Raw genomic sequence first — 25,363 nt, 5'->3', positions numbered from 1 at the left:
ATCGGAAAATTTATGAATAGGGTGGGCTTAACATGGCGAAGGATCAAGTAATGACATCAGAAGAAGTGTTTGACATACTTTCTTCTTATATGAATGAGGAACACGTCGAGTTTGTACGACGCGCATATGAGCTAGCAAGAGATGCACACAAAGAACAATTCCGTAGCTCAGGGGAGCCGTATATTGTGCATCCAGTGCAAGTGGCCGGCATTTTAGCGGATTTACAAATGGATCCAGAGACTGTGTCTGCTGGTTTTTTACATGATGTTGTAGAAGATACAGAAGTTACACGTGATGATTTAGTGGCGCAATTTGGTGAAGAAGTCGCGATGCTTGTTGATGGTGTAACAAAGTTAGGGAAAATTAAATACAAATCAAAAAAAGAACAACAAGCGGAAAATCATCGCAAAATGTTCGTAGCGATGGCACAAGACATTCGCGTCATTTTAATTAAGTTAGCAGACCGCTTACATAATATGCGTACGCTAAAACATCTTCCTGTTGAAAAACAACGCCGTATTTCAAAAGAAACGCTTGAAATCTTTGCACCATTAGCACACCGACTAGGAATTTCAGCAATCAAATGGGAGCTAGAAGATACGGCATTACGTTATTTAAATCCACAGCAATATTATCGTATTGTTAATTTAATGAAACGCAAACGTACAGAACGCGAAGCATATTTGAAAAATGTCATGGACGAAATTCATAGTCAGCTTGATGATGTAGAAATTCACGCGGACTTATCAGGTCGCCCAAAGCATATTTATAGTATTTATAAGAAAATGGAGTCACAGCACAAACAGTTTAATGAAATTTATGATTTATTAGCGATTCGTGTACTCGTTGATAGTATTAAAGATTGTTATGCGGTATTAGGGATTGTTCATACGCTATGGAAACCAATGCCAGGACGCTTTAAAGATTATATTGCCATGCCGAAGCAAAACTTATACCAATCGTTACATACGACGGTTATTGGGCCATATGGAGATCCACTCGAAGTCCAAATCCGCACGAAGGATATGCACAACATTGCAGAATACGGGGTTGCGGCACATTGGGCTTATAAAGAAGGCAAAAATGCAACGACTGAAAAATCAGATATTGATAGTAAATTAACATGGTTCCGCGAAATTTTAGAATTTCAAAATGTTTCAAATGATGCAGAAGAATTTATGGAGTCATTGAAATTCGATTTATTCTCAGATATGGTCTACGTATTTTCACCAAAAGGCGATGTACTAGAGTTACCAGCAGGCTCTGTACCAATTGACTTTGCTTATCGCGTTCATTCTGAAATTGGCAATCGTACTATTGGTGCAAAAGTGAATGGCAAGATGGTACCGCTAGATACACCGCTTCATACGGGAGATATTGTTGAAGTCATTACGTCGAAACAATCGTTTGGCCCAAGTCGCGATTGGTTAAGTTTAGCGCAATCTTCACAAGCTAAACATAAAATTAAACAATTCTTCAAAAAGCAAGCGCGTGAAGATAATGTCAATAAAGGGCGCGAAATGATTGAAAAAGAAATTGACGAGCAAGGGTTTAAGCACGATGAAGTATTAACAGCTGAAAACTTCAAGCGTGCATGTGAAAAGTTCAATTATCAATCTGCCGATGATTTAATTGCGGCAGTAGGTTTTAATGGGATGACGGCGTTACAAGTTGTCAATCGTTTAGCTGAAAAAATCCGTAAAGAGCGAGATTCTCAAGAAGCGCTTCAAAAAATCACGAAAGAAATGGAAAAACCAGAAGATACGAAACCGACAGAAACTGGTGTAGTCGTAAAAGGATTAGACAATCTATTGATCCGTTTATCGCGCTGTTGTCGTCCGGTGCCAGGTGATGAGATTGTTGGCTTTATTACAAAAGGACGTGGTGTTTCTGTTCACCGCGCGGATTGTCCGAATGTACAAGCTGCCACTGAAAAAGAGCGCTTAATCGATGTTGAATGGGCATTTGCAGATAATAACAATAAATTATATGCGGTGGACATTGAAGTAACAGGCTTTGATCGCCCTGCGTTAATTACCGATGTTATGCAAGTTGTTAATGAAACGAAAACACAAATTAGTGCTGTGAATGGTCGTGCAGATCGCGATAAAATTGCAACGGTGCATTTAACATTACAAATTCGTGATATTCAACATTTATATAAAGTAGTCGATCGTATTAAACAAATTCCAGACATTTATTCTGTACAACGTGTCAACAACTAAGGGAGATAATGTAAGTGAGAATCGTATTACAACGCAGTAGAGAGGCTTCTGTTACTGTCGAAGGGACAGTAACAGGCCAAATTACAAAAGGGTATGTTTTACTTGTTGGTATCACGCATGATGATACGGAAGCGGATGCCGATTTTTTAGCAGCAAAAATTGCAAAAACGCGTATTTGGGAAGATGAAGATGGCAAGATGAATCGATCAATTGGCCAACATGGCGGGACGATTTTATCGATTTCACAGTTTACGCTCTATGCAGATACTAAGAAGGGGAATCGCCCGAGTTTTACCGGTGCATCACGCCCAGAACATGCAGAGCCGCTGTGGCAGTACTTTAATGAAGCACTTCGCAACGAAGGCTTAGACGTCGAGACAGGCATCTTTGGAGCAATGATGGACGTACAATTAATTAATGATGGACCTGTAACAATCATTTTTGATTCACGAACAAAATAAAAGTCAGGAAGTGCGCTACAACGCATTTCCTGACTTTTTTTGTGCACAAAAAAACACGCCCTAACAAAGAGCGTGTTTGACATGATTAGTCGCGACCGTAGTATTCGATAATACCGTTTGTAATACCTTCTGCTACAACTGCACGATACTCATCTGTATTAATACGAGATAATTCACTTGGGTTTGAAACGAAACCAAGTTCAACTAATGTTGCGAATACAGAGTTTTCACGTAATACCATAACATTTTGATATTTTAAACCGCGGTCTTTCATTGTTGGATATTCTTCTTTAATAGATGCCATCATGTTTTTGTGAATTGTGTTAGCAAATTCTTTTGAAGTTGATTGATAGTATAGTGTTTCAATACCTGTTGCTGATGACGCTGCTGCTGAATTATAGTGTAAGCTGATGAAAGCATTAGCACCTTTTTTCGCTGCGTATTTCGCGCGTAGACCAAGGTCTGTCGTCTTGTTAGAAGAAAGAGCACCGTTACCTTCGCGTGTCATATAAACCGTACCACCAACTGCTTCAATTTGTTCTTTTAACGCTTTGCCTGATTGTAATGTAAGTGATGCCTCAGTGATAAATTTACCATTTAAATCTTTACCACCAGCACCTGGGTCACTACCACCATGTCCAGCATCTACTACTACTTTAATACCAGCTAATGAACCGTTAACTGGTTTTGAAATTTGATCTGGTTCTTTGTTTGTGACAGTTGTGTCAGATGTTCTTAGCGAAATCCAACCTTTTTGTGAATCGCTATATTGAACTTCTGCCCAGTTTGAATTTGAAACGCGTAGAATACGTGCTGCGTAATCAGTTGTTACCGTTCCTAATTTTGGAGCTGCTGTTGACGGTAAGCTACGTACATTCATATCATCATGAACAAGTACATATTGTAATTCAGTAGGCTCGCTAGCTGTGTAGCTAATGTTTGATGTTGATTTGAAACCATAGCGTTCATCTGCGTTGATCCAGCCTGTTTTACCACCATATGCTACTTGAATCCAACCATTTTTCGCTGTTTTCTTGATTTTTACTTTTGCACCGTAAGGAATGGTTACGCCAACTTTTTTACTTGAAACGCTATAAGAAGCGCGCATGTTTAAGCCTGTTGACTCAGTTACATAGTAATAAGTTGTTTTTGATGGTGTTGTCGCTGTAACAGTTGATACAGCTTTTAAATATTTTCCATTTACCCAACCTGTTTTTGAAGCTGTGTATTTTACTTTCCACCAGTTTCCTTTAGTGCTGACTTTTGTGACAATTGAACCTTTTTTCAGTGTGGCAATTTTTGAATACTTCACACCTGGACCAATGCGTACGTTTAACGAATCTGTAGTTTTGTATGTTGTCGTTGCCGCATGCGAAGTGCCAGGGTTAGAGATCATGACCGTTGAAATGACAAGCATTGCAGCGATCATAAATAGCATGACTTTTGATAGATTTTTACTCATGATCGTCCTCCCTTTCTTCTATAGTATAAATTTTTAACATCAAAAAGCTAGTATATTTCAAAATTGTTACAACTTTGACATGAACGAAATATCATGTAACATTTCAGAAAAAGTTGACATCTTAACTGTTTCTGATTATGATATGAAGTAATCTGACATTATTAACAAATACCTATGACCGAACAAGTAACTAATTTCGAGGCATGTTTTAGAGAGAGAAAATCGTGGCTGAAAGTTTTCTTATCATGTGAATTAGTGAATAACACTCGCGAGGTTTTTCTTCGAAACGTAGCAGGCTTAGTAGGGGAAAACGGAATCGGCCGTTATCCGATTAGAGAGGGTCATTTTTAGATAATGACCAACTAGGGTGGAACCGCGGAAGCTACTATTATGAGCTGTCGTCCCTTGCATTTATTGCAAGGAACGGCGGCCTTTTTTATTTTCCGTCCCTTCTCGACACGTAATTCAGTATTTTTGAAAGGAGCATATACATGACGTTTAAAGTACCAAGAGGAACACAGGATATCCTACCAGAGCAATCAGCCAAATGGCAAAAAGTAGAGGAAATCATTCGTCATCTATGCCACACATATCGCTACGAAGAAATTCGTACACCGATGTTTGAATCAACTGAATTGTTCCAACGCGGTGTAGGTGATACGACCGATATCGTACAAAAAGAAATGTACACATTTGAAGACCGCGGTGGACGTTCATTAACGTTGCGTCCAGAAGGTACCGCTGGAGCTGTGCGCGCTTATGTAGAGCACAAGCTATATGGTTTACCAGACCAACCAGTAAAACTTTCATACGTTGGCCCAATGTTCCGCTATGAGCGCCAACAAGCAGGACGCTACCGTCAATTTGTACAATTCGGCGTTGAAGCAATCGGCAGTAAAGATCCAGCAATTGATGCAGAAGTTATTTCACTTGCGATGAATGTCTATCGTACTGTTGGTTTAACAGATTTGAAGTTAGTGATTAACTCATTAGGGGATAAAGAGGTTCGCGAAGCGCATCGTACCGCATTAATTAACCACTTTGAGCCACATATTCACGAGTTTTGTTCAGACTGTCAAAACCGCTTAGAGAAAAATCCTCTGCGCATTTTAGACTGTAAAGTAGATAGCGAAAATCCATTAATGGCAACAGCACCTGCTTTAACAGACTTCTTAAATAACGAGTCTGCAACATATTTCGAGCAAGTAAAACATTATTTAGATTTACTAGGTATCGAATATGAAGTAGATCCAAATCTTGTACGTGGTCTTGACTACTACAATCATACGGCGTTTGAAATCATGAGCACATCAAAAGGCTTTGGTTCAATTACGACGCTTTGTGGTGGTGGGCGTTACCACGGACTTGTGCAAGACGTCGGCGGTCCTGATATGGCTGGTATCGGCTTTGCAATGAGTATCGAACGTTTACTTCTTGCATTAGAAGCAGAAGGTAAAACATTAGAGACAGATAATGCGCTTGATGTGTTCATCGTATCGATGGATGACGCTGCGAAAGAAAAAGCGGTAGAGCTTGCAAGTACATTCCGTGCAAAAGGCATCGCTACCGAACTTGACTACGCAAGTCGTAAAATGAAAGCGCAAATGAAGGCTGCAGATCGTCAAGGCGCAAAATGGGTTCTTGTGTTAGGTGAACAAGAGCTTGCTGAAAATGCTGCAGCTGTGAAAAATATGGAATCTGGTACACAAGAAAAAGTGCCGTTCCATGATTTAGTGAACTACTTACAAACACATTAATTGGAGGAATTACACAATGGCAACACGCACACATGAATGTGGAATTTTACGCGCTGAAAACGTTGGCGAGCGCGTCGTATTAAAAGGTTGGGTACAATATCGTCGTGACTTCGGTGGTTTGATTTTCATCGATTTACGCGACCGCACAGGTTTAACACAAGTTGTATTCACACCAGAAAACTCTCAAGCAGCATTAGATTTAGCAGATTCATTCCGTAGTGAATATGTAATTGAAGTAGAAGGGGAAGTGCGCGCGCGTACACCAGAAATGGTTAACCCGAACTTAGATACAGGTGCTATCGAAGTTTATGTTGATAACGTAACATTAATCAACAAGGCGCAAACACCACCATTCCAAATTGAAGACCGTATCCAAGTAAATGAAGATTTACGTTTAAAATACCGTTATTTAGATTTACGTCGTCCTGTTATGTACAAAACATTCAAATTACGTTCTGACGTAACAAAAGTTGTGCGTAACTTCTTACAAGACGAAGGTTTCTTAGAAGTTGAAACACCAATTCTTACAAAATCAACTCCAGAAGGCGCGCGTGACTACTTAGTACCGTCACGTGTACACGATGGTGAATTTTATGCGCTTCCACAATCACCACAATTGTTCAAACAATTGTTAATGGTATCTGGTTTCGAACGTTACTTCCAAATCGCACGTTGTTTCCGTGATGAAGATTTACGTGCTGACCGTCAACCAGAATTCACACAAATCGATATGGAAATGAGTTTCTTAGACCAAGAACAAATTCTTGATATTAATGAACGCTTAATTCAAAAAGTAATGAAAGAAGTTAAAGGTATCGATGTACCACGTCTATTCCAACGTATGAAATATGACGAAGCAATGTCTCGTTACGGTTCAGATAAACCAGACGTTCGTTTCGACTTAGAATTAATCGATTTAACTGACGTTGTAGACGGCTGTGGATTTAAAGTATTTGCACAAACAGTAGCAGATGGTAAACAAGTTAAAGGTTTAAACATCAAAGGTGCGAATGACAAATACTCTCGTAAAGATTTAGACGAATTAACAAAATTTGTTGGTCGTTACGGTGCAAAAGGTCTTGCGTGGATTAAAGTTACTGAAACAGGCGTTGAAGGTTTAACAGGTCCTATCGGTAAGTTCTTCCAAGATGATTTCGGCGTGAAATTAATGGAACGTATGGGTGCAGAACCTGGTGATACATTAGTATTCGTAGCCGACAAACCATCAGTAGTAGCAGATGCATTGGGCGCTTTACGTAAAAAATTAGGTAAAGACTTAGAATTAATCGATGAATCTCGCTTCGCTTTCTTATGGATCACAGATTGGCCATTACTTGAATATGATGAAGAAGCTGGCCGTTACACTGCAGCTCACCACCCATTCACACGTCCATTCGATGAAGATTTAGCATTAATGGATACAGACCCTGGTAAAGTTCGCGCCCAAGCGTACGATATCGTGCTTAACGGTTATGAATTAGGCGGCGGTTCTTTACGTATCTATGAAAAAGACTTACAAGAAAAAATGTTCAAAGCGCTTGGTTTTACACAAGAACAAGCTCAAGAACAATTTGGTTTCTTAATGGATGCATTTGAATACGGCGTTCCTCCACATGGTGGTTTAGCATTCGGTCTTGACCGTTTCATTATGTTATTATCTGGTCGCGATAACTTACGCGACACAATTGCGTTCCCTAAAACAGCTTCAGCTAGCTGTTTATTAACAGACGCACCATCAGAAGTAGCAACTGCTCAACTTGACGATTTACACATTCGTGTAAAAACAATGGCTGACGAAGACTAATTGTTTAACGCAAAAAATCCTGCACTGTATGAGTGTGGGTTTTTTTGTACAGAAAAAACGTATTTTTGAACAAAAATGTTGCACGAAATAGAATAAAGTGATAATATACTTGTAACGACAAATCCTGCGGTGTACGACAGCTGCAATCAGTTTTGACCGAACATATTTATTTTTGAGATTTTGTTCATATACAGCTTTTTAGATCATGCCTGTTAGGTGGGACTTTCGAGCAAGTTGTGCGAACAAATAACTGCTTTACGCGGGCTCAAAACGATGTGAAAACTGACGGCACAATGGGATTTGTTTTTTTGTGCGTAAAAAGGGTATATAAATCGATACAAAGAGATTGTCCATAGTTGATGCGGACAATCTCTTTTTTCGCATTGATTTCAAAAGGGAGGTGGATGGTTTGAAGAAGCAACCTGCAATACAAAAAAACATTGCCCCGGTAGAATATCATTTCATGACTGTAAAACAACAATTTGTTCAACAATTTTTAGCACAATATGAGCATGAAGCGGCTTTTGAACAAGTGAAAAAATGGTTATCACCTACACTCTTTCGAGAAATGGAACAAAAGCTAGATGAGCAGACGGCGAGGCGACTGATCGAAGATAGTTATTTCTTTTTGAGTGATGCCGCTCCAGACTGGCCACAATTTATTATGGAACGCATGAAACGTGAACCACAAACAAAATTAAAAAAACTGATTCATACATGGCAGCAACCATTATTCTTTTTTGGTGAAATTATTGAGGTGACCGAGCGTTATGTAGCAATTAAACATGCGTGGACAAAGGAACTCGTATATGTTCTCGATTTTTCAGCAGCAGTGCATCATGTCGGTGAAAACACCTTGTTGTTGCTCGTTAAAGGTTTAGGAGAAAATATTTATTATTCACTTAGTATGGGCATTATTTTGACGAAAGCAAGCGACAGTTTATTGGTTGCTTGGAAGAAGCTTTATGATGTCTCAGAATTATCATATAGTATGTTTTTTAAGCACCACATCGCCGATTGTTGGCGTTTATTTGTATCTGAAGCATCATTGATGAATGGTATGTCAGCACAAATAAAACAATTACTCGTTATACTTGATGCTGCATTGATTGAACTCGATTTAAAAAGTGAACCGCTATTTTTATTTACGCATTATTATGTAACACACAATAATATTACGGCCCGTAAAAAAGGTGGATTTATTGCTGCTGTGTTACAGTTTGGTATGAAATTCAACTTTATTCCGCGCATTTTAACAGTGCATCAAGTTGCGCAACTTTGTAGTGTATCAACGACAACAGTGTATTATTATGCTGCGCAGTTAGAAAAATATTATAAAGAAGAATTTTCAGCATGGCATTTGCTAGAGGATGAGCAAACGCTTTATTGTGCGGGAACAGATGCAACCGTTGTTGAGCGTGAAAAATGGCAGTTAACTAAAGTTTGTGACGAGCGCGGTATCACAGATGAAGTAACGCGCAAACGATTACAGCGTACGCAAGATATTGAATTTGTACCAAAGACTGCCACGGATTTGGCACAGCATTTTGCTTATTTAGCATATGAACAAACGCATGACCAGCAACGCTTAGAATGTGCGCAAACGGCTTTTATTTATGATGAACAATGCATTGATGCGTTGCTACTATTAAGTGATTATGAGGATAATGAAGTATATTTACAACATGCGCTTGCACTTACAAAAAAAACAACAGAAACCATGCGCAATCGTACGTATTTTAAAACGGCCGCATGTGCATTTGACAAGCGTAACTTTGAAGCAGCTTTTGATTATTTAAATAGCATGACTACGTGGACGGTTCAACAGCAATATTTACGCTTAGCAGTACTGAGTGCCTTAGGGGAAGTAGCAGCGTCGCAAAATTTGTTAGCAACGTTACCTGATAATGCACTAACACGATGGTTTCGCTGGGCATATAATCCTAGCGCTGAAAATTATAGCGTGGCTATTACGATGAACGCTTTTGTCGATAAGTATCGCCAGCGAGATATTGACCCACTAGCCTATCCACGCCATTGTTTTTATACAGAAGGATGTCCTATACAAGGGAGGCTTATTTATTTGTTACTGTATCCAATGCTACAAAATAACAAAGAACAATTGCAAGTGTCACATTAAAAAATATGGTTGCTCTTTTTCAGAATCAATTGTGATAACAAATAGCAACGCTTGTTAACATTTATTGTGCATTCATAATTTTTTGTAGCTGTGCATAGTTCATATGAAGCGGTAGATAGACAATGAAATAATTCCATTAATTCTTAGTCGGTTACTTGCAAATTTAAAACAGATTGTTTATATTTTGAAAGACGTCTACTTTTTATGTAGGGATTTTAATCATAACGGAGTGAATAATGATATGTTACACCAATTTTCACGTAATGAATTAGCAGTTGGCCAAGAAGGTCTTGAACTACTAAAAAATACAACAGTTGCCATCCTTGGTGTTGGCGGCGTCGGTTCATTTGCAGCTGAAGCTGTAGCGCGCAGTGGCGTGGGCCGTATTGTTCTAGTCGATAAAGATGATGTTGATATTACAAATATTAACCGTCAGCTTGTTGCATATATGTCGACAATCGGTCAATCTAAATCAGCAGTCATGAAAGAGCGCATTGCGGATATTAACCCGGATTGTGAAGTAATTGACTTGCATATGTTTTATACAGATGAAACATACGAAGAATTTTTCAGTTACAATCCAGATTATATTATTGATGCGAGCGATACAGTAATGTATAAAATTCATATTATGAAAGAATGTTTAAAACGTGATGTGAAAATTATTTCGAGTATGGGTGCTGCGAATAAAATGGATCCTACGCGATTCCGTATTGCGGATATTTCAGAGACATTTATGGACCCACTAGCGAAAGTTATCCGCGTGAAACTTCGCAAAGAGGGCATAAAAAAGGGCATCCCAGTTATTTTTTCTGATGAGAGTCCGATTGTTATTCGCCCAGATGTAGCGGAAACAGTTGGGAAACCTGAGGCGGAAATTCGTAAAGCAAAAATGCCACCATCATCAAATGCTTTTGTACCATCGTCTGTTGGTTTAATTGCAGCAAGTTGGGTAATTCGTGATATTTTAAAAGATATCATGATTACGCGCGTCCAAGGTTAATTGCAGCATAGGAGTTTATGATAGATGTATCGGCTACAATTCGCAGTATAGTTGTTGGTTTATCGGGAACATCGTATTGCAAATATAACATTATGACAAGTAGTGGTCATAAGAAAAAGCAGTCATCATTCTGTTTTATGATGGCTGCTTTTTTTGATTATTCTTTTTGTTTTAAGCTAGTTAAATGGTCGTAAATGCCAGCCATTCTTTTTTCTTGACCCGCAATGACTGGCTTGTAAAATTCGGTCCCTACAAGTTTATCCGGTAAGTATTGTTGAGGGATCCATCCACCAAATGTTCCAATTGGGGTATCGTGTGGGTATTGATAGCCTTCAACACCGAGTGACTTTGCACCGTTATAATGTGAATCGCGTAAGTGTAAGGGAATATCGCCTGTTTTACCAGCGTGAATCGCGTGAATTGCATTATCAATTGCAAGCAGCGCTGAATTTGATTTTTCGGCTAGGCACATTTCAATGACTGCGTGAGCGAGCGGAATACGAGCTTCTGGCAGCCCTAAACGCTCGGCTGATTGGCAAGCTGCAAGCACATGGCTACCGACTTCTGGTGCCGCTAAGCCAACATCCTCATAACTCATAACGAGTAATCTACGTGATACAGCAATAATATCACCGTTTTCTAAACACATAGCTAAATAATATAACGCTGCATTTACATCACTACCGCGCACTGATTTTTGTAGTGCCGATAATAAATTGTAAAATTGACTGCCTTTTTTATCGCCATAAACGCCAATGCGTTCTGCAAGTTGATCTAGCGTCCAATCATTGACAATGGCTATATCGTCAATTTCGTCAGAAGCATAATAAACCGATTCCAGCAATGTTAATGCTTTGCGCCCATCGCCGTTACTTGCTATCGCAATCTTTTCAAGTTGTTCATCAGAAATTTTTATTTTATAGTTGCCAAGACCACGTTTGTCATCGGCTAATGCACGCTTTAAAAGGTCGAGTAAGTCTTCATTCGTTAGCCGCTTGAGCTGTTTGATTTCTCCACAGCGTGAACGAATGGCGGGATTAACATCATGAAATGGATTTTCAGTTGTAGCGCCAATTAAAATCACTCTACCGCTTTCTACATGAGGTAGTAACGTATCTTGTTGTAATTTATTAAAACGATGAATTTCATCTAAAAAAAGTAGCACAGTTCCTTGTAAATTTGCTTCAGCGACTACATCTTCAACATCTTTTTTTCCGGCACGTGTAGCATTGAGTGCATAAAATGGTAGTTTGCTCGTACCTGCAATAGCAAAGGCTAGCGATGTTTTGCCGATGCCTGGTTCTCCATATAAAAGCATCGATGGGACATGGCCTTTTTGAATCGTCTTATATAACGTTGTCTCTGGGCCAATAAAGTCGCGGTGTCCGACGACATCATCAAGCGTTTTCGGACGTAAGCGATAGGCAAGCGGTTCATTGGACATAAAAAGCCCTCCTTTTTTATACTATTTATGATAGTTGAAAACCGAGTGAATTGGAAGGGAATATGCTATACTTAGATGATAACAGTATTATGAAGCAGAGGTGTCTATATGAAAATTTCAACTAAAGGGCGTTACGGTCTTACAATTATGATTGAGCTATCAAAACAATATGGTCAGGGGCCGATTCCGTTGCGTCAAATTGCATCGGAGAATCATCTTTCTGAAGCATACTTAGAACAACTAGTGTCGCCACTACGCAACTCAGGACTTGTTAAAAGTGTACGTGGTGCTTATGGCGGCTATATGTTAGCGAAGCCACCACACTTGATTTCTGCGGCAGATGTCATTAAAGTGCTAGAAGGACCGATTCAACCGGTTGAAGGTATTGAAAACGAAGCGCCACCACAACGTGAATTATGGATTCGTGTACGTGATGCAGTTAAAGAAGTGTTAGATAAAACAAACCTAGAAGATTTAGCAAAATATACAGAGTCAATAGATGACAGTAACTATATGTTCTATATTTAAGAAACAATTGCAGCATAAGCTGTACGATTAAAGGAGATTTTTTAATGACTGAAATTTATCTAGACCATGCAGCGACGTCTCCAATGCATCCAGCAGTTATTGAGGCGATGGTAGCAGTTATGAATGATGTGTATGGTAATCCATCATCGATTCACGGCATTGGTCGACACGCACGCAAATACTTAGATGATGCGCGTGGTTTTATTGCACATTCAATTGGTGCAAAAGACCATGAGATTGTCTTGACAAGCGGTGGTTCTGAAGCAAATAATTTAGCGATTTTCGGAACAGCCTATGCACGTCAACAAGAAGGGCGCCACATTATTACAACACAAGTTGAACATCATGCTGTACTTCGTGCATGCGAACGCCTTGAAAAAGAAGGTTTTGACGTAACGTATCTTCCGGTTGACAAACATGGTATGATTGCTATCGACGACTTTAACCGTGCTTTGCGTGACGATACGATTCTTGTCACGATTATGTACGGTAATAATGAAGTAGGTACGAAGCAACCAATCGCTGAAATCGGCGCGCTCTTAAAAGAACATACCGCAGCATTTCATACAGATGCAGTGCAAGCGTTCGGTTTAGAAAAAATCGATGTTGATGCGTTAGGGGTTGATTTATTATCAACTTCTGCGCATAAATTGAACGGTCCAAAAGGAATGGGTTTCCTTTATGAACGTCCACGTGCGAAAGTACAGCCTCTTATTGTCGGCGGTGACCAAGAGCGTAAGCGTCGCGCAAGTACAGAAAATGTTCCAGCAGTCGTCGGCTTTGCCAAAGCAGTAGAGCTTGCGCAAAGTTCTATGGAAGAAAAAGCAACAGTGTATACAGGTTATCGTCAAATGCTTCTTTCAGCATTTGATGCAGCTGGTATTGCCTACCACGTTAATGGGGATGCCCTTCACGCATTACCTCATGTGCTCAATGTGAGCTTCGCTGGTATGGATGTTGAATCGTTCTTAATCAATCTAGATATCGAAGGCGTAGCTGTTTCAAGTGGCTCTGCTTGTACAGCGGGCTCACTTGAACCATCGCATGTGTTGCTTGCGATGTATGGCAAAGGTGCCAAAGAGCTACGCAACTCGATTCGTTTTAGTTTTGGTTACGGTTTGGATTCAGCGCAAATCGAACGTGCAGCAAAAGCCGTAATTGGAATTGTGAATCGTTTAACGAAATAACGAGAAAAGGTGAAGTAAAACAATGACAACAGCAGTAAAAGATCGTTCAGAAACACGTGTCGTAGTCGGCATGTCAGGAGGCGTCGATTCATCGGTGACGGCTCATATTTTAAAAGAGCAAGGGTACGATGTCATCGGTATCTTTATGAAAAACTGGGACGATACAGACGAAAATGGCGTTTGTACCGCAACGGAGGATTATGAAGATGTGATTAAAGTATGTAATCAAATTGGTATTCCATACTACGCAGTAAACTTTGAAAAAGAATATTGGGATAAAGTATTTACTTATTTCCTTGATGAATATAAAGCAGGTCGTACACCAAACCCTGACGTTATGTGTAATAAAGAAATCAAATTTAAAGCATTTCTTGAGCATGCATTGCGCCTTGGTGCAGATTATGTAGCAACAGGTCACTATGCACGTATGGGGACAGATGCTGATGGAAATCGCGTGATGCTTCGTGGTGTCGATGACAATAAAGATCAAACGTACTTTTTAAATCAATTGTCACCAGAACAACTAGAACACGTCATGTTCCCAATCGGTGAAATTGTAAAACCTCGCGTACGTGAAATCGCTGCAGAAGCAGAACTTGCGACAGCGAAGAAAAAAGATTCAACAGGCATTTGCTTCATTGGTGAACGCAATTTCAAAGAATTCTTAAGCCAATACTTACCAGCTCAACCAGGCAATATGGAAACATTCGATGGTAAAGTAATGGGGAAACATGATGGTTTAATGTACTATACATTAGGTCAGCGTCACGGTTTAGGTATCGGTGGCGATGGTGATCCTTGGTTTGTCGTTGGTAAAGACTTACAACGCAATGTGTTATTAGTTGGTCAAGGTTTCCACAATGATAAATTGTATTCAACAAGCTTAACAGCAGTGAAAACTAGCTTCTCAACAAAACGCGAAATGCCACAAAAATTTGATTGTACGGCTAAATTCCGCTACCGTCAAAAAGATGTTCCTGTAACAGTTGAAATTACGGGTAACGACCAATGGCATGTGACGTTCTCAGAACCAACACGTGCGATTACACCAGGGCAATCAGTCGTCTTATATGATGGCGATGTGTGTTTAGGTGGCGCAACAATCGACGAAGTCTTTAAAGACGGCGAAAAATTAACATATGTAGGATAATAGAGGTGTCACAATTGAATCATAACGAACAAGGCATTAAAGCGATGCAAGAAGAACGCTTTGAGGACGCCGTAAAGGCATTTACACAAGCAATCGAAGAACATCCAAACGACACAGTTGGGTACATTAATTTTGGTAACTTACTAGCCGGTATGGGTGATATGGAGCGCGCTGAACGTTTTTTCCAAAAAGCGATCTCATTAAATGAAGAGGCAGCAACCGCTTATTATGGTTTAGCAAATCTTTATTATAATAATGAACGTTTTGAAGAAGCGGCAAAAATTTATGAGCGTGCGATTCGTTCAGGTATTGAGGGCGCAGATGCTTATTATATGCTTGGTAAATCATTTGAACATGCAGGGAATTTAAAGCTAGCATTACCTTATATGCAACGTGCTGCAGAACTTGCACCAGAAGACATTCAAGTACGCTTAGCGAATGCGATTTTAATGGCGTCACTTGAAATGTTTGATTTTGCAAAACCAGAGCTTGAAGCGGTACTTTCATTAGATGAAAACAATGCAGATGCTTATTATAATTTAGGTGTATTATATGCCGTTTCAACAGACGATGTTGAGACCGCAAAAACACATTTACAAAAAGCGCTTGAAATTGCGCCAGAGTTTGATCAAGCAAAATATATTTACGATATGCTGATGCAACGTAAAGACTAATAGGAGGTGACAGTGTTGACTGAAAATTTATCACTTTTTGCGGAGGAACCGCTATTTGTGGTGGGTCGACCTGTCGTCTCCATTTTTCATAATAAGGAAAATTTATTTTCAATTATCAAGTTGAAAATTCAGGAGACGAATACGGATTATAGCGAGAAAGAAATTATTGTTGCGGGCTATTTTCCACAAGTTGATACTGAAGCGATGTATCGTTTCCAAGGGGATTTAAAACAACATCCAAAGTACGGCTTGCAGTTTCAAGCAACATCATTTGAAAAAGAGATTCCAGCCACAGAGACGGGCGTCATTCAATATTTATCAAGTGACTTGTTTCCGGGAATTGGGAAGCGAACAGCTGAAATTATCGTTGAAAAGTTAGGGCCAAATGCTATTAAAAAAATTATCGAAAATCCAGATGCGCTTGAACATATTCCGCGTTTAAGTGACGATAAGAAAGAAACGCTACGTGACGTTTTAAAAGCAAATCTTGGCATGGATCGTATTTTGATTAAGCTTGGTGAATGGGGATTTGGACCACAAGTAGCTGTGCGTATTTATCAAAAATATGAAGATAAGACTATTCAACTGTTACAAGAAAATCCGTATCGCTTAATTGAAGATATTAGCGGTATTGGCTTTAATCGAGCGGATGATTTAGGTGAACAGCTTGAAATTACCGGCGATAACCCAGGGCGTATTAAAGCGGCCGTGTTGCATTTATTAAATCAAATGGCATTATCAGATGGTCATGTGTATATGGAGGCCACACAATTAATTACCGAAGCGAAAGAATTACTTGAAAAAAGCCAACCAATCATCATTGATATTGAAGCGGTATCGGCTGCAATTATTGAACTTGGGAAAAATGGTAAACTTTGCGGTGAAGCACAACGTCTTTATATGCCGTCATTGTATTATTCTGAAGTAGGTATTGCAGAGACATTACTTGAATTAATTAGTCGCAACGATGAACAGTCTGCTTTCCCAAGCTCTGAAATTCGTAAGTGGATTGGTGATGCAGAGGAGCGCTTTAATGTCGTTTATGCAGAGCCGCAAGTTAAGGCGATTGAAACGGCAATCAATAGTGCCGCAATGATTTTAACAGGTGGGCCGGGTACAGGAAAAACGACCGTTGTACGCGGTTTAGTGGATGTGTATGCAGAACTTCATGGTCTATCACTTGATATGAAAGAGTATGATAAGGATACACCATTTCCAATTGTTCTTGCTGCACCTACAGGACGTGCGGCAAAACGTTTGAGTGAATCAACAGGTTTACCAGCACAAACAATTCACCGTTTGTTAGGATTTACAGGGCAAGAAGACCCGGATGAAGAAACAGAACGTAATATTGCCGGGAAATTAATTATTATCGATGAAATGTCGATGGTGGACACATGGCTTGCGTATCAACTTTTAAAAGCTTTACCAGAAGATTGCCAAATTATTTTTGTTGGCGACCAAGATCAGTTACCACCTGTAGGGCCAGGACAAGTATTAAAGGATATGCTCGATTCGCATGTCATTCCAACAGTAGAGCTTGGTCAAGTGTATCGTCAAGCGAATGGTTCATCGATTGTTGAAATGGCTCATCAATTAAAACATAATATGATTCCAACGAATTTAACGGAAAAAACTGGCGATCGTTCATTTATACAAGCGCATGCTTCGCAAATTCCAACTGTTGTCTCACAGATTATTCAAAGTGCATTAAAAAAAGGATTTACAATTTATGATGTCCAAGTGCTTGCACCGATGTATCGTGGCGATGCAGGTATTGATAATTTAAATCATATGATTCAAGAGCTTGTTAACCCTAAGAAAAATGCAAAAACAAAAGAAATGGCTTTTGGTGATACGACATACCGCATTGGAGACAAAGTATTACAGCTTATCAATCAGCCACAAAGCAATGTGTTTAACGGCGATATGGGAGAAGTAATTGCTATTTTTCGAGCGAAAGAAACGACAGATAATGTCGATCAGTTAATCGTATCATTTGATGGGAATGAAGTGACGTATTCGCGTGGCGATTTGAGTCAATTAACGCTGGCGTATTGTTGCTCTATTCATAAGTCGCAAGGTAGCGAGTTTCCAATGGTCATTATGCCCGTTGTGCGAAGTTACTATAAAATGTTGCGTAAGAACTTGCTTTATACAGGGCTTACACGCGCGAAGGATTTCTTGATTTTATGTGGCGAACCGGAGACATTTGTTCGAGGAGTTCAAAATATCGCGGATGTATCGCGCCGCACAACGCTTGTTGGTCGTCTAAATGGTGCGCTTGAAGCGGAAGAAATTTCTACGAATGACACCGATTATTCAACCGATAATTCTGAGAAGCGCTTAACGCTTGAAAACATTTCAACCATTGATCCAATGATTGGTATGGAAAGTGTGACGCCACAGCAGTTTCTTTAGCACTAGCAATTGACACTGTCAGACCTTTTTCTTATAATCATCTATAGAATAGATGAAAACGATGACGGAAAAAGTACGATAGAGATATAATGTAAAGAAAGAGGTTCCATTAGGCTGCAAGAATCTTCTTATATCTTATCCGAAAGCTACTCCGGAGTGCAGCCAATCACTGCCGTTCACTACGTTATAGTGCTAAGAGATATGCGGTTTTTTGCATATGAATTAGGGTGGTACCACGAAAACGTTATTATAGTTCTCGTCCCTTTCTAGGGATGGGGACTTTTTATTTTGCGTTTGCCTATCGTCATTCATCATAATCTAGGAGGAATATATACAATGAAAGCATCAGAAATTCGCCGTAAATATATCGAATTTTTCGTAGAAAAAAATCACAAACAAGAGCCAAGTATGCCACTTGTACCAATCAATGATAACTCATTACTTTGGATTAACTCAGGTGTTGCGACATTAAAAAAATATTTTGATGGTTCAGTAGTTCCAGAGAATCCACGCATTACAAATGCACAAAAAGCGATTCGTACAAATGATATTGAAAATGTTGGTAAAACAGCGCGTCACCATACATTCTTCGAAATGCTAGGAAACTTCTCAATCGGTGATTACTTTAAAAAAGAGGCGATTCACTATGCGTGGGAATTTTTAACAGATCCTAAGTGGATGGGCTTTGACGGCGACAAATTATCAATTACAATCCATCCAGAAGATGTAGAAGCTTATAACATTTGGAAAAATGAAATTGGCATCCCTGAAGAGCGTTTAATTCGTCTTGAAGGAAACTTCTGGGATATTGGTGAAGGTCCTTCTGGTCCAAACTCTGAAATTTTCTACGATCGTGGTGAAGAATATGGTAACGATGCAACCGATCCTGAGTTATACACAGGCGGCGAAAATGAACGTTACCTTGAAATTTGGAATTTAGTATTTTCTCAATTCAACCACAACCCAGATGGCACATATACGCCGCTACCAAAACAAAACATTGATACAGGTATGGGATTAGAGCGTATTACATCGGTTGTACAAGATGTTCCAACAAACTATGACACAGATTTATTCATGCCAATTATTGAAAAAATCGAACAATTTGCAGACCGTAAATATAAACGCCCTAACGAAGTTGCATTGTCTGAAATCTTTGGTTCTGAAGAAGATATCAACACACCATTCAAAGTAATTGCTGACCATGTCCGTACAGTAGCATTCGCAATCGGTGATGGTGCCCTTCCATCAAATGAAGGTCGTGGCTATGTGTTACGCCGTTTATTACGCCGTGCAGTCCGTTACGCAAAACAAATTGGAATTGAAAAACCATTTATGTTTGAATTAGTGTCAACAGTCGGTGCAATCATGCAAGATTTCTACCCAGAAGTAGCTGAAAAAGAAGCATTTATTATGAAAGTTGTGAAAAACGAAGAAATTCGTTTCCATGAAACATTAGATGGTGGTCTGTCTATCTTCAATGATGTAGTAGAAGCACAAAAAGCAAAAGGTGAAACATTTATTCCGGGTGCAGATGCATTCCGTTTATATGACACATATGGTTTCCCAGTGGAATTAACAGAAGAGTATGCAGCAGAAGTTGGCATGACAGTTGATGAAGCGGGCTTTGACAAAGAAATGGAAGCACAACGCGCACGCGCACGCGCAGCACGCCAAGATGTGGATTCAATGCAAGTACAATCTGAAGTGTTAGCAAACTTAACGCAAGCTTCTGAATTTGTTGGATATGATATGTTAGATGTGGATACACAAGTTGTTGCTATGGTTGCAGGTGGTCAAGAAGTGACGGTAGCGGCAGAAGGTGATGAAGTATTAGTCATCTTAACAAAAACACCATTCTACGCTGAAATGGGTGGTCAAGTTGCAGATGGTGGTATGTTGTCAAATGAAGCATTCACAGCAACCGTTAAAGATGTACAAAAAGCACCAAACGGTCAACCATTGCACACAATCGTCATTGAAAGCGGCGAATTAACATTAAACGCAGATGTTTATGCATCAGTAAACCGTGAAGATCGTAACTTAATCGTGAAAAACCATACAGCTACACATTTAATGCAATCAGCACTTAAACATGTTTTAGGTGATCACGTTAACCAAGCCGGTTCTTATGTAGGCCCTGACCGTTTACGCTTTGACTTCTCTCACTTTGGTGCTGTAACGAAGGAAGAATTAGAGCAAATCGAATTACAAGTGAACGAAAAAATTTGGGATGATATCGAAGTGATCATTGAAGAAATGGCAATCGATGACGCAAAAGCAATGGGCGCAATGGCATTATTCGGCGAAAAATATGGTGATGTTGTACGCGTTGTTCAAGTATCAGATTACTCAATCGAACTTTGTGGTGGTATTCACGTGAAACGTTCTTCTGAAATTGGTTTATTCAAAATCGTTTCTGAAGGCGGTATTGGCGCAGGAACTCGTCGTATTGAGGCGGTAACAGGTAAAGAAGCATATAAAGCTACTAAAGAAGAGCAACATATGTTAGAAGCAACAGCAGCATTAGTAAAAGCAAATCCAAAAGATTTAACAATGCGCGTTGAAAACCTTCAACATGAATTAAAAGAACAACAACGCGAAAATGAATCGTTATCAGCGAAAATTGCCGCAGCTCAAGCAGGCGACATTTTAAATGATGCTCAAGAAATTAACGGTGTTACAGTTCTTGCAACGCGTGTAGAAGCAAAAGATAATGGTCAACTTCGTCAATTAATGGACGACTTAAAAGCGAAAATGAATCATGCAGTCGTTGTACTTGGTGCCGTTGCAGACGATAAAGTTATGCTTTGTGCAGGTGTAACAAAAGACATCGCGGGTAAAGAATATCATGCAGGCAATATCGTGAAATCCGTAGCGGAACAATGCGGCGGTAAAGGTGGCGGCCGTCCAGACATGGCAATGGCTGGTGCAAAAGACGCTGCAAAACTTGACGCTGCATTACAATCTGTATACGAAACGGTTAAATCAGTTTAAAACCAGCATTAATTCCGTTATACTTTAGGTATATGGTTTCTAATGAATCTGAGAGGGGTGCATTGCATGAGTAAGTTCGATCAAACGATGAAATTTAATTTCCCGGAAGAATCTATGGAACAGGAAGTCAAGGAAACGTTGCTTTCTGTACATGCGGCACTAGAAGAAAAAGGGTACAACCCGGTCAATCAAATCGTAGGTTATTTATTATCAGGTGATCCTGCGTACATTCCACGCCATCAAGATGCGCGTGCAAAAATGCGTAAATTAGAACGTGATGAGATTGTCGAAGAATTAGTAAAGTTTTATATCAAAAAGAATAACGAGGCAAAATAATGAGAGTAATGGGTTTAGACGTCGGTACAAAGACAGTCGGCGTTGCAATTAGTGATGCACTTGGTTGGACGGCTCAAGGTATCGAAACAATTAAGATTGATGAAGAAAACGGCGAATTTGGTTTAGCGCGTATTAGTGAGTTAGTTAAAGAGTACGGCGTAAAAGAATTTGTTGTTGGCTTTCCAAAAAATATGAATAACACAGTTGGTCCACGCGGCGAAGCGTCGATTGCCTATAAAGAAAAATTAGAAGCACAATTTGCACTTCCGGTTACTTTATGGGATGAGCGCTTGACGACAATGGCTGCAGAGCGTGTCTTAATTGAAGCGGATGTTCGTCGTAAAGATCGTAAGAAAGTAATTGATAAAATGGCTGCTGTAATGATTTTACAAGGCTATTTAGATCGAAAATCATTTTAGAGGTGACAATAATGGAAGAGAATCAAACATTTATCATCGTTGACGAAGAGGGCGTAGAACACCAAGCGGTCATCGTTTACAAAATTGAACCAACAGATGAGGGCAATAAATTTGGTAAATCATACATTTTTTATTATGTAGAAGATGAATCAGATGACGAAGATGTGCGCGTATATGTAGCATCAATCGATGAAGGCTCAGAAGACGGCGAACTAGGTGATATCGAAACACCTGAAGAACAAGAATATATCGAAGACATTTTCAACAACTTAGAAGAAAATACAGAAGCATAGGAGGCTGTTGACGTGAGCGAAGAAATAAACAACGAAAACGTTGAAGTAAACAGCACCGAAGTGCAAGAAGATCCGTTCAAAATCATTACATTAGTCGATGAAGATGGTAATGAAAATTTATACGAACAGCTTTCACTTATTACAAAAGAAGCAAAAGGCAACAAATTTGGTAAACGCTTTGCATTGTATGCAGCTGTAGGGTATGAAGAAGATGAAGCAGGAAAAACGGATATTATTCCGGTAATCTTAACAGACGATGGCGAACTTGATTTAATTGAAAGTACTGCTGAATGGAAGTACATTGAATCAATTATTGACGAGCAATCGAAACAATCATAGAAGGCGGCAAACACATGAGCGAATTAGAACGTTTATATATTCATAATGATGCAGGCCAAGAAATTGAATTGGTTGTTGTGAAACGCTTTGAAGCAAACGATAAAAAATACATTATTTTTTATGCGACAAATGACGAAGCAGTTGGCAATGAAATTCAAGCCGCAACATTAGTACCGACAGAAAATGGCGGTGAAGCGTTTGGTGAAATCGAAACGCAACAAGAAATGGACTTAATTAATGATATGTTAAATGACTTGGTAGAATCAGGAGAATTTGAACCTGAAGAAGGTCAAGGCCATGATCATGAGCACGAACATAATCACGAGCATTTATATGCTGAAGATGAAGATGGCAACGAAATTGTTTTTGCGATTGAACGTCGCCTAGAAATCGATGGTAAAAACTACATCATTTATTATGATGAAAGCGAAGCACAACCTTTAATGCAAGCAGCAGAGCTTGTAGATACTGAAAATGGTCAAGAGCTATTCCCAGTTGACAGCGATGAAGAGTTAGCATTAATTGATGAAGTACTACACAATATGGATAATGAATAGGGGATGTCGTAAATGGCAGAGCACAACCACGAACATTTAGTAGCGGTAGATGAAAATGGCAACGAAATCGTTTTTGCAGTCATCGAACGCTTTGAAGCAAATGGTAAGGATTTTATCTTATTTGCAGAAGAAAAAGAAGGTGGTTCTGAAGTGCAAGCAGCAGTTATCGTTGTTGATGCAGATGGTAACGAAGATTTACAACCAGTAGAATCATCAGAGGACCAAGCAGTAGTAGCAGAAGTACTAGAACGTTTATCAAACGGTGTAGATGAAGAAAATGCAGAGCATATTGTTGCAGTAGATGATAATGGTAATGAAATTACATTTGTTGTTATCGCACGCTTTACTGTAGAAGATAAAACATATGTAGCGTTTGTAGAAGAAGAAGTTGAAAATCCAGAACTTCAAGTAGCTATCATTAGAGAAAATGAAGCTGGTGAGCAAGGTTTAGCACCAATTGAATCAGACGAAGAATTTGAAAAAGTGCAAGAAATCTTAACTGAAATCTTATCTGGTCACGAAGACTAAGAGGAGCGTTATACGATGGCACAAGACTTTCACGGCCTAACTTTCGTTGAATATGACGAAGATGGCGATGAGACAGTTTATAAAATTTTATCTCGCGTTGAACCAACAAATAGTGAAAAGACGTATTTGATTTTCTGTGAAGATACAGATGATGAAACGGCGGAAGTATTTATTGAAGCAGCGGAAGTGTTACCAGCAGATGATGGTGGCGAAGCACTTTATGAGATTGAATCAGAAGAAGAATGGGAAATGCTCGAAGAAGTTATTAATACCATTATGAGCTTGGATGATTCAGCAAATTAATAAAGAGGCGGGGACATACGTGTAACAACACCCTCTCAGATGAGTATAAAAAAACCGGAACCGCGCCACAGCGCGGTTCCGGTTTTTTGTTGCGAACGCTAAAAAAGGAAAATGAACTGTTTTGTCCCAGCCTCTTTTTTGTGCAATTGCTTAGAACCATGTATAATGAAATGTGGAAAAAAGGAGGGTATGTTGTGGATTCTCAATCGCCTGAAAAGCAACTGAAAAAATTAGAGCAACGCCAAAGTGAGCAAAAAATCGCTAAAAAAATCGTATTAATTGCAACGGCTATTATTGTTACGCTTGTGTTAATTGTCGGTATTTGGGGCTATTTTTATGTACAAGGTGCATTGAAGCCTGTTGATACGGAGTCTGATAAAAGCGTCAAAATTGAAGTGCCAATCGGTTCATCAATTGATACAATCGCCGCAACATTAGAAGATAAAGGCATTATTAAAAATGCGAAAATCTTCAAATATTATACAAAATTTAATAATAGTGCAGGTTTCCAAGCAGGTACATATAATTTATCGCCGTCTATGACGATTGAAGAAATTATTAAAAGTTTGAAAACAGGTAAAATTTATCGTACACCAGAGTTTACACTGACTGTACCAGAAGGATTAACAATCGACCAAATTGCTGATCGTGTCGCAAAAAATACGAATTATTCGAAAGAGCAATTTATGGATTTAGTGACAAGCAAAGAATTCATTAAAAAAATGAAAGAACAATTCCCTGATACTGTAACGAAAGCGGTAAACGACAAAGATATTCGTTATGCTTTAGAAGGTTACTTATATCCGGCAACGTATGCATTTTATGAAAAAGAACCATCGCTTGAAACAATCGCAACCGATATGGTCAAACAAACCGATACAGTTGTTCAACAATATTTACCGACGTTAAAAGAAAAGAATATGTCCGTACATGATTTCTTAACTTTTGCATCACTATTAGAGCGTGAAGCAACAGCTAGCACAGACCGCGAAACGATTGCGAGTGTCTTTAACAATCGTATTGAAAAAGATATGCCACTTCAAACGGACCCGACGGTATTATATGCATTAGGAAAACATAAAAATCGTGTCTTATATAAAGATTTAAAAGTGGACAATCCATACAATACTTACACGAATAAAGGATTACCACCAGGGCCAATTGCAAATGCAGGTATTGAATCATTAAAGGCAACAATTGATCCAGCAACGACAGAATATATTTATTTCGTGGCGGATAAAGATGGCCAAAATCACTTTGCGAAAACATATGCAGAACATCAAAAAAATGTAGCAAAATACATTAAATAAGAAATGCTAAAGAGGTGTGCTAATT

General features: G+C 39.2%; 22 protein-coding genes, 1 other RNA gene and 2 other annotated features. Of the genes, 21 read left to right on the top strand and 2 right to left on the bottom strand.

What is annotated here, in order from left to right; translation table 11 throughout:
* Positions 1 to 32 precede the first annotated feature (32 nt).
* Both V514_RS0107340 and dtd read left to right on the top strand, forming a co-directional pair.
* Positions 33 to 2,225 carry a RelA/SpoT family protein gene (locus V514_RS0107340; protein WP_029499306.1) on the top strand — a complete coding sequence of 731 codons (2,193 nt, stop codon included), beginning with the start codon at positions 33 to 35 and terminating at the stop codon, positions 2,223 to 2,225.
* A 14-nt stretch (positions 2,226 to 2,239) separates the two neighbouring features.
* Complete coding sequence (dtd, locus tag V514_RS0107335) at positions 2,240 to 2,686, top strand: D-aminoacyl-tRNA deacylase (protein ID WP_029499305.1); 447 nt, start codon at positions 2,240 to 2,242, stop codon at positions 2,684 to 2,686.
* A gap of 85 nt (positions 2,687 to 2,771) precedes the next feature.
* Here dtd and V514_RS0107330 read toward each other — a convergent pair whose 3' ends face one another.
* Positions 2,772 to 4,148, bottom strand: coding sequence for an N-acetylmuramoyl-L-alanine amidase (locus tag V514_RS0107330; RefSeq protein ID WP_029499303.1), 1,377 nt, complete (start codon positions 4,146 to 4,148; stop codon positions 2,772 to 2,774).
* Between the two features lie 165 nt (positions 4,149 to 4,313).
* Positions 4,314 to 4,557, top strand: a binding site (T-box leader).
* 82 nt (positions 4,558 to 4,639) lie between these two features.
* On the opposite strand from V514_RS0107330, the gene hisS reads away from it, so the two are divergent.
* From hisS to V514_RS0107310, 5 genes are all read left to right on the top strand, one after another.
* The gene (gene hisS / locus V514_RS0107325; RefSeq protein WP_029499302.1) at positions 4,640 to 5,905 is read left to right on the top strand and encodes a histidine--tRNA ligase; all 1,266 of its coding nucleotides are present in this window, start codon (positions 4,640 to 4,642) and stop codon (positions 5,903 to 5,905) included.
* Between the two features lie 16 nt (positions 5,906 to 5,921).
* Positions 5,922 to 7,709 carry an aspartate--tRNA ligase gene (aspS, locus tag V514_RS0107320; protein ID WP_029499301.1) on the top strand — a complete coding sequence of 596 codons (1,788 nt, stop codon included), beginning with the start codon at positions 5,922 to 5,924 and terminating at the stop codon, positions 7,707 to 7,709.
* Positions 7,710 to 7,827: 118 nt separating this feature from the next.
* Positions 7,828 to 8,013, top strand: a non-coding RNA gene (gene ssrS / locus V514_RS19955) — 6S RNA.
* A gap of 105 nt (positions 8,014 to 8,118) precedes the next feature.
* Positions 8,119 to 9,849 carry a hypothetical protein gene (locus V514_RS0107315; protein ID WP_029499300.1) on the top strand — a complete coding sequence of 577 codons (1,731 nt, stop codon included), beginning with the start codon at positions 8,119 to 8,121 and terminating at the stop codon, positions 9,847 to 9,849.
* Between the two features lie 241 nt (positions 9,850 to 10,090).
* Positions 10,091 to 10,852, top strand: coding sequence for a tRNA threonylcarbamoyladenosine dehydratase (locus V514_RS0107310; RefSeq protein WP_029499299.1), 762 nt, complete (start codon positions 10,091 to 10,093; stop codon positions 10,850 to 10,852).
* A gap of 157 nt (positions 10,853 to 11,009) precedes the next feature.
* On the opposite strand, the gene V514_RS0107305 is transcribed toward V514_RS0107310, so the two are convergent.
* Positions 11,010 to 12,296: a replication-associated recombination protein A gene (locus V514_RS0107305; RefSeq protein WP_029499298.1), complete on the bottom strand. Its 1,287-nt coding sequence runs from the start codon at positions 12,294 to 12,296 to the stop codon at positions 11,010 to 11,012.
* A gap of 108 nt (positions 12,297 to 12,404) precedes the next feature.
* Here V514_RS0107305 and cymR point away from each other — a divergent pair, with 108 nt between their 5' ends.
* The 14 genes from cymR (at position 12,405) to mltG (ending at position 25,338) form a co-directional block, all read left to right on the top strand.
* Positions 12,405 to 12,824, top strand: coding sequence for a cysteine metabolism transcriptional regulator CymR (gene cymR / locus V514_RS0107300; RefSeq protein WP_029499297.1), 420 nt, complete (start codon positions 12,405 to 12,407; stop codon positions 12,822 to 12,824).
* Positions 12,825 to 12,868: 44 nt separating this feature from the next.
* Entirely contained in the window at positions 12,869 to 14,011 is a 1,143-nt protein-coding gene (locus V514_RS0107295; RefSeq protein ID WP_029499295.1) for a cysteine desulfurase family protein, read from the top strand.
* A gap of 22 nt (positions 14,012 to 14,033) precedes the next feature.
* Positions 14,034 to 15,161: a tRNA 2-thiouridine(34) synthase MnmA gene (gene mnmA / locus V514_RS0107290; protein ID WP_029499293.1), complete on the top strand. Its 1,128-nt coding sequence runs from the start codon at positions 14,034 to 14,036 to the stop codon at positions 15,159 to 15,161.
* A 14-nt stretch (positions 15,162 to 15,175) separates the two neighbouring features.
* The gene (locus V514_RS0107285; protein ID WP_029499291.1) at positions 15,176 to 15,835 is read left to right on the top strand and encodes a tetratricopeptide repeat protein; all 660 of its coding nucleotides are present in this window, start codon (positions 15,176 to 15,178) and stop codon (positions 15,833 to 15,835) included.
* Between the two features lie 15 nt (positions 15,836 to 15,850).
* Positions 15,851 to 18,256 (top strand): SF1B family DNA helicase RecD2, encoded by a 2,406-nt coding sequence (gene recD2 / locus V514_RS0107280; RefSeq protein ID WP_029499289.1) that lies wholly within the window; start codon positions 15,851 to 15,853, stop codon positions 18,254 to 18,256.
* Positions 18,257 to 18,308: 52 nt separating this feature from the next.
* Positions 18,309 to 18,523, top strand: a binding site (T-box leader).
* Between the two features lie 69 nt (positions 18,524 to 18,592).
* Positions 18,593 to 21,253: an alanine--tRNA ligase gene (alaS, locus tag V514_RS0107275; protein ID WP_029499286.1), complete on the top strand. Its 2,661-nt coding sequence runs from the start codon at positions 18,593 to 18,595 to the stop codon at positions 21,251 to 21,253.
* A 66-nt stretch (positions 21,254 to 21,319) separates the two neighbouring features.
* Complete coding sequence (locus V514_RS0107270) at positions 21,320 to 21,589, top strand: IreB family regulatory phosphoprotein (protein WP_029499284.1); 270 nt, start codon at positions 21,320 to 21,322, stop codon at positions 21,587 to 21,589.
* Entirely contained in the window at positions 21,589 to 22,008 is a 420-nt protein-coding gene (ruvX, locus tag V514_RS0107265; protein ID WP_029499282.1) for a Holliday junction resolvase RuvX, read from the top strand. The genes V514_RS0107270 and ruvX overlap by 1 nt, the downstream gene beginning before the upstream one ends.
* Positions 22,009 to 22,019: 11 nt before the next feature.
* Complete coding sequence (locus tag V514_RS0107260) at positions 22,020 to 22,301, top strand: DUF1292 domain-containing protein (RefSeq protein WP_029499280.1); 282 nt, start codon at positions 22,020 to 22,022, stop codon at positions 22,299 to 22,301.
* Between the two features lie 12 nt (positions 22,302 to 22,313).
* Complete coding sequence (locus V514_RS0107255) at positions 22,314 to 22,640, top strand: DUF1292 domain-containing protein (RefSeq protein ID WP_029499279.1); 327 nt, start codon at positions 22,314 to 22,316, stop codon at positions 22,638 to 22,640.
* A gap of 14 nt (positions 22,641 to 22,654) precedes the next feature.
* Complete coding sequence (locus V514_RS0107250) at positions 22,655 to 23,197, top strand: DUF1292 domain-containing protein (protein WP_029499278.1); 543 nt, start codon at positions 22,655 to 22,657, stop codon at positions 23,195 to 23,197.
* Positions 23,198 to 23,209: 12 nt separating this feature from the next.
* Positions 23,210 to 23,725 carry a DUF1292 domain-containing protein gene (locus tag V514_RS19680; RefSeq protein WP_029499277.1) on the top strand — a complete coding sequence of 172 codons (516 nt, stop codon included), beginning with the start codon at positions 23,210 to 23,212 and terminating at the stop codon, positions 23,723 to 23,725.
* A 15-nt stretch (positions 23,726 to 23,740) separates the two neighbouring features.
* Positions 23,741 to 24,028, top strand: a complete 288-nt coding sequence (locus V514_RS0107240; protein WP_029499275.1) for a DUF1292 domain-containing protein — start codon at positions 23,741 to 23,743, stop codon at positions 24,026 to 24,028.
* A gap of 194 nt (positions 24,029 to 24,222) precedes the next feature.
* Complete coding sequence (mltG, locus tag V514_RS0107235; RefSeq protein ID WP_029499274.1) at positions 24,223 to 25,338, top strand: endolytic transglycosylase MltG; 1,116 nt, start codon at positions 24,223 to 24,225, stop codon at positions 25,336 to 25,338.
* The last annotated feature ends 25 nt before the right edge of the window (positions 25,339 to 25,363 follow it).

The sequence above is a fragment of the Kurthia huakuii LAM0618 genome (assembly GCF_000505545.1).
GTDB classification, from domain to species: Bacteria; Bacillota; Bacilli; order Bacillales_A; family Planococcaceae; genus Kurthia; species Kurthia huakuii.
The sequence above is the reverse complement of the archived record's forward strand: the minus strand, read 5'-3'. Positions and strand labels throughout refer to the sequence as shown.

What these genes read in the sequence shown, in the direction of transcription:
- ruvX (WP_029499282.1), top strand. Translation starts at nt 21,589, where the DNA reads ATGAGAGTAATGGGTTTAGACGTCGGTACAAAGACAGTCGGCGTTGCA.
- V514_RS0107270 (WP_029499284.1), top strand. Translation starts at nt 21,320, where the DNA reads ATGAGTAAGTTCGATCAAACGATGAAATTTAATTTCCCGGAAGAATCT.
- V514_RS0107330 (WP_029499303.1), bottom strand. Translation starts at nt 4,148, where the DNA reads ATGAGTAAAAATCTATCAAAAGTCATGCTATTTATGATCGCTGCAATG.
- cymR (WP_029499297.1), top strand. Translation starts at nt 12,405, where the DNA reads ATGAAAATTTCAACTAAAGGGCGTTACGGTCTTACAATTATGATTGAG.
- aspS (WP_029499301.1), top strand. Translation starts at nt 5,922, where the DNA reads ATGGCAACACGCACACATGAATGTGGAATTTTACGCGCTGAAAACGTT.
- V514_RS0107305 (WP_029499298.1), bottom strand. Translation starts at nt 12,296, where the DNA reads ATGTCCAATGAACCGCTTGCCTATCGCTTACGTCCGAAAACGCTTGAT.
- V514_RS0107240 (WP_029499275.1), top strand. Translation starts at nt 23,741, where the DNA reads ATGGCACAAGACTTTCACGGCCTAACTTTCGTTGAATATGACGAAGAT.
- mnmA (WP_029499293.1), top strand. Translation starts at nt 14,034, where the DNA reads ATGACAACAGCAGTAAAAGATCGTTCAGAAACACGTGTCGTAGTCGGC.
- V514_RS19680 (WP_029499277.1), top strand. Translation starts at nt 23,210, where the DNA reads ATGGCAGAGCACAACCACGAACATTTAGTAGCGGTAGATGAAAATGGC.
- V514_RS0107340 (WP_029499306.1), top strand. Translation starts at nt 33, where the DNA reads ATGGCGAAGGATCAAGTAATGACATCAGAAGAAGTGTTTGACATACTT.
- V514_RS0107310 (WP_029499299.1), top strand. Translation starts at nt 10,091, where the DNA reads ATGTTACACCAATTTTCACGTAATGAATTAGCAGTTGGCCAAGAAGGT.
- hisS (WP_029499302.1), top strand. Translation starts at nt 4,640, where the DNA reads ATGACGTTTAAAGTACCAAGAGGAACACAGGATATCCTACCAGAGCAA.
- V514_RS0107260 (WP_029499280.1), top strand. Translation starts at nt 22,020, where the DNA reads ATGGAAGAGAATCAAACATTTATCATCGTTGACGAAGAGGGCGTAGAA.
- V514_RS0107250 (WP_029499278.1), top strand. Translation starts at nt 22,655, where the DNA reads ATGAGCGAATTAGAACGTTTATATATTCATAATGATGCAGGCCAAGAA.
- alaS (WP_029499286.1), top strand. Translation starts at nt 18,593, where the DNA reads ATGAAAGCATCAGAAATTCGCCGTAAATATATCGAATTTTTCGTAGAA.
- V514_RS0107295 (WP_029499295.1), top strand. Translation starts at nt 12,869, where the DNA reads ATGACTGAAATTTATCTAGACCATGCAGCGACGTCTCCAATGCATCCA.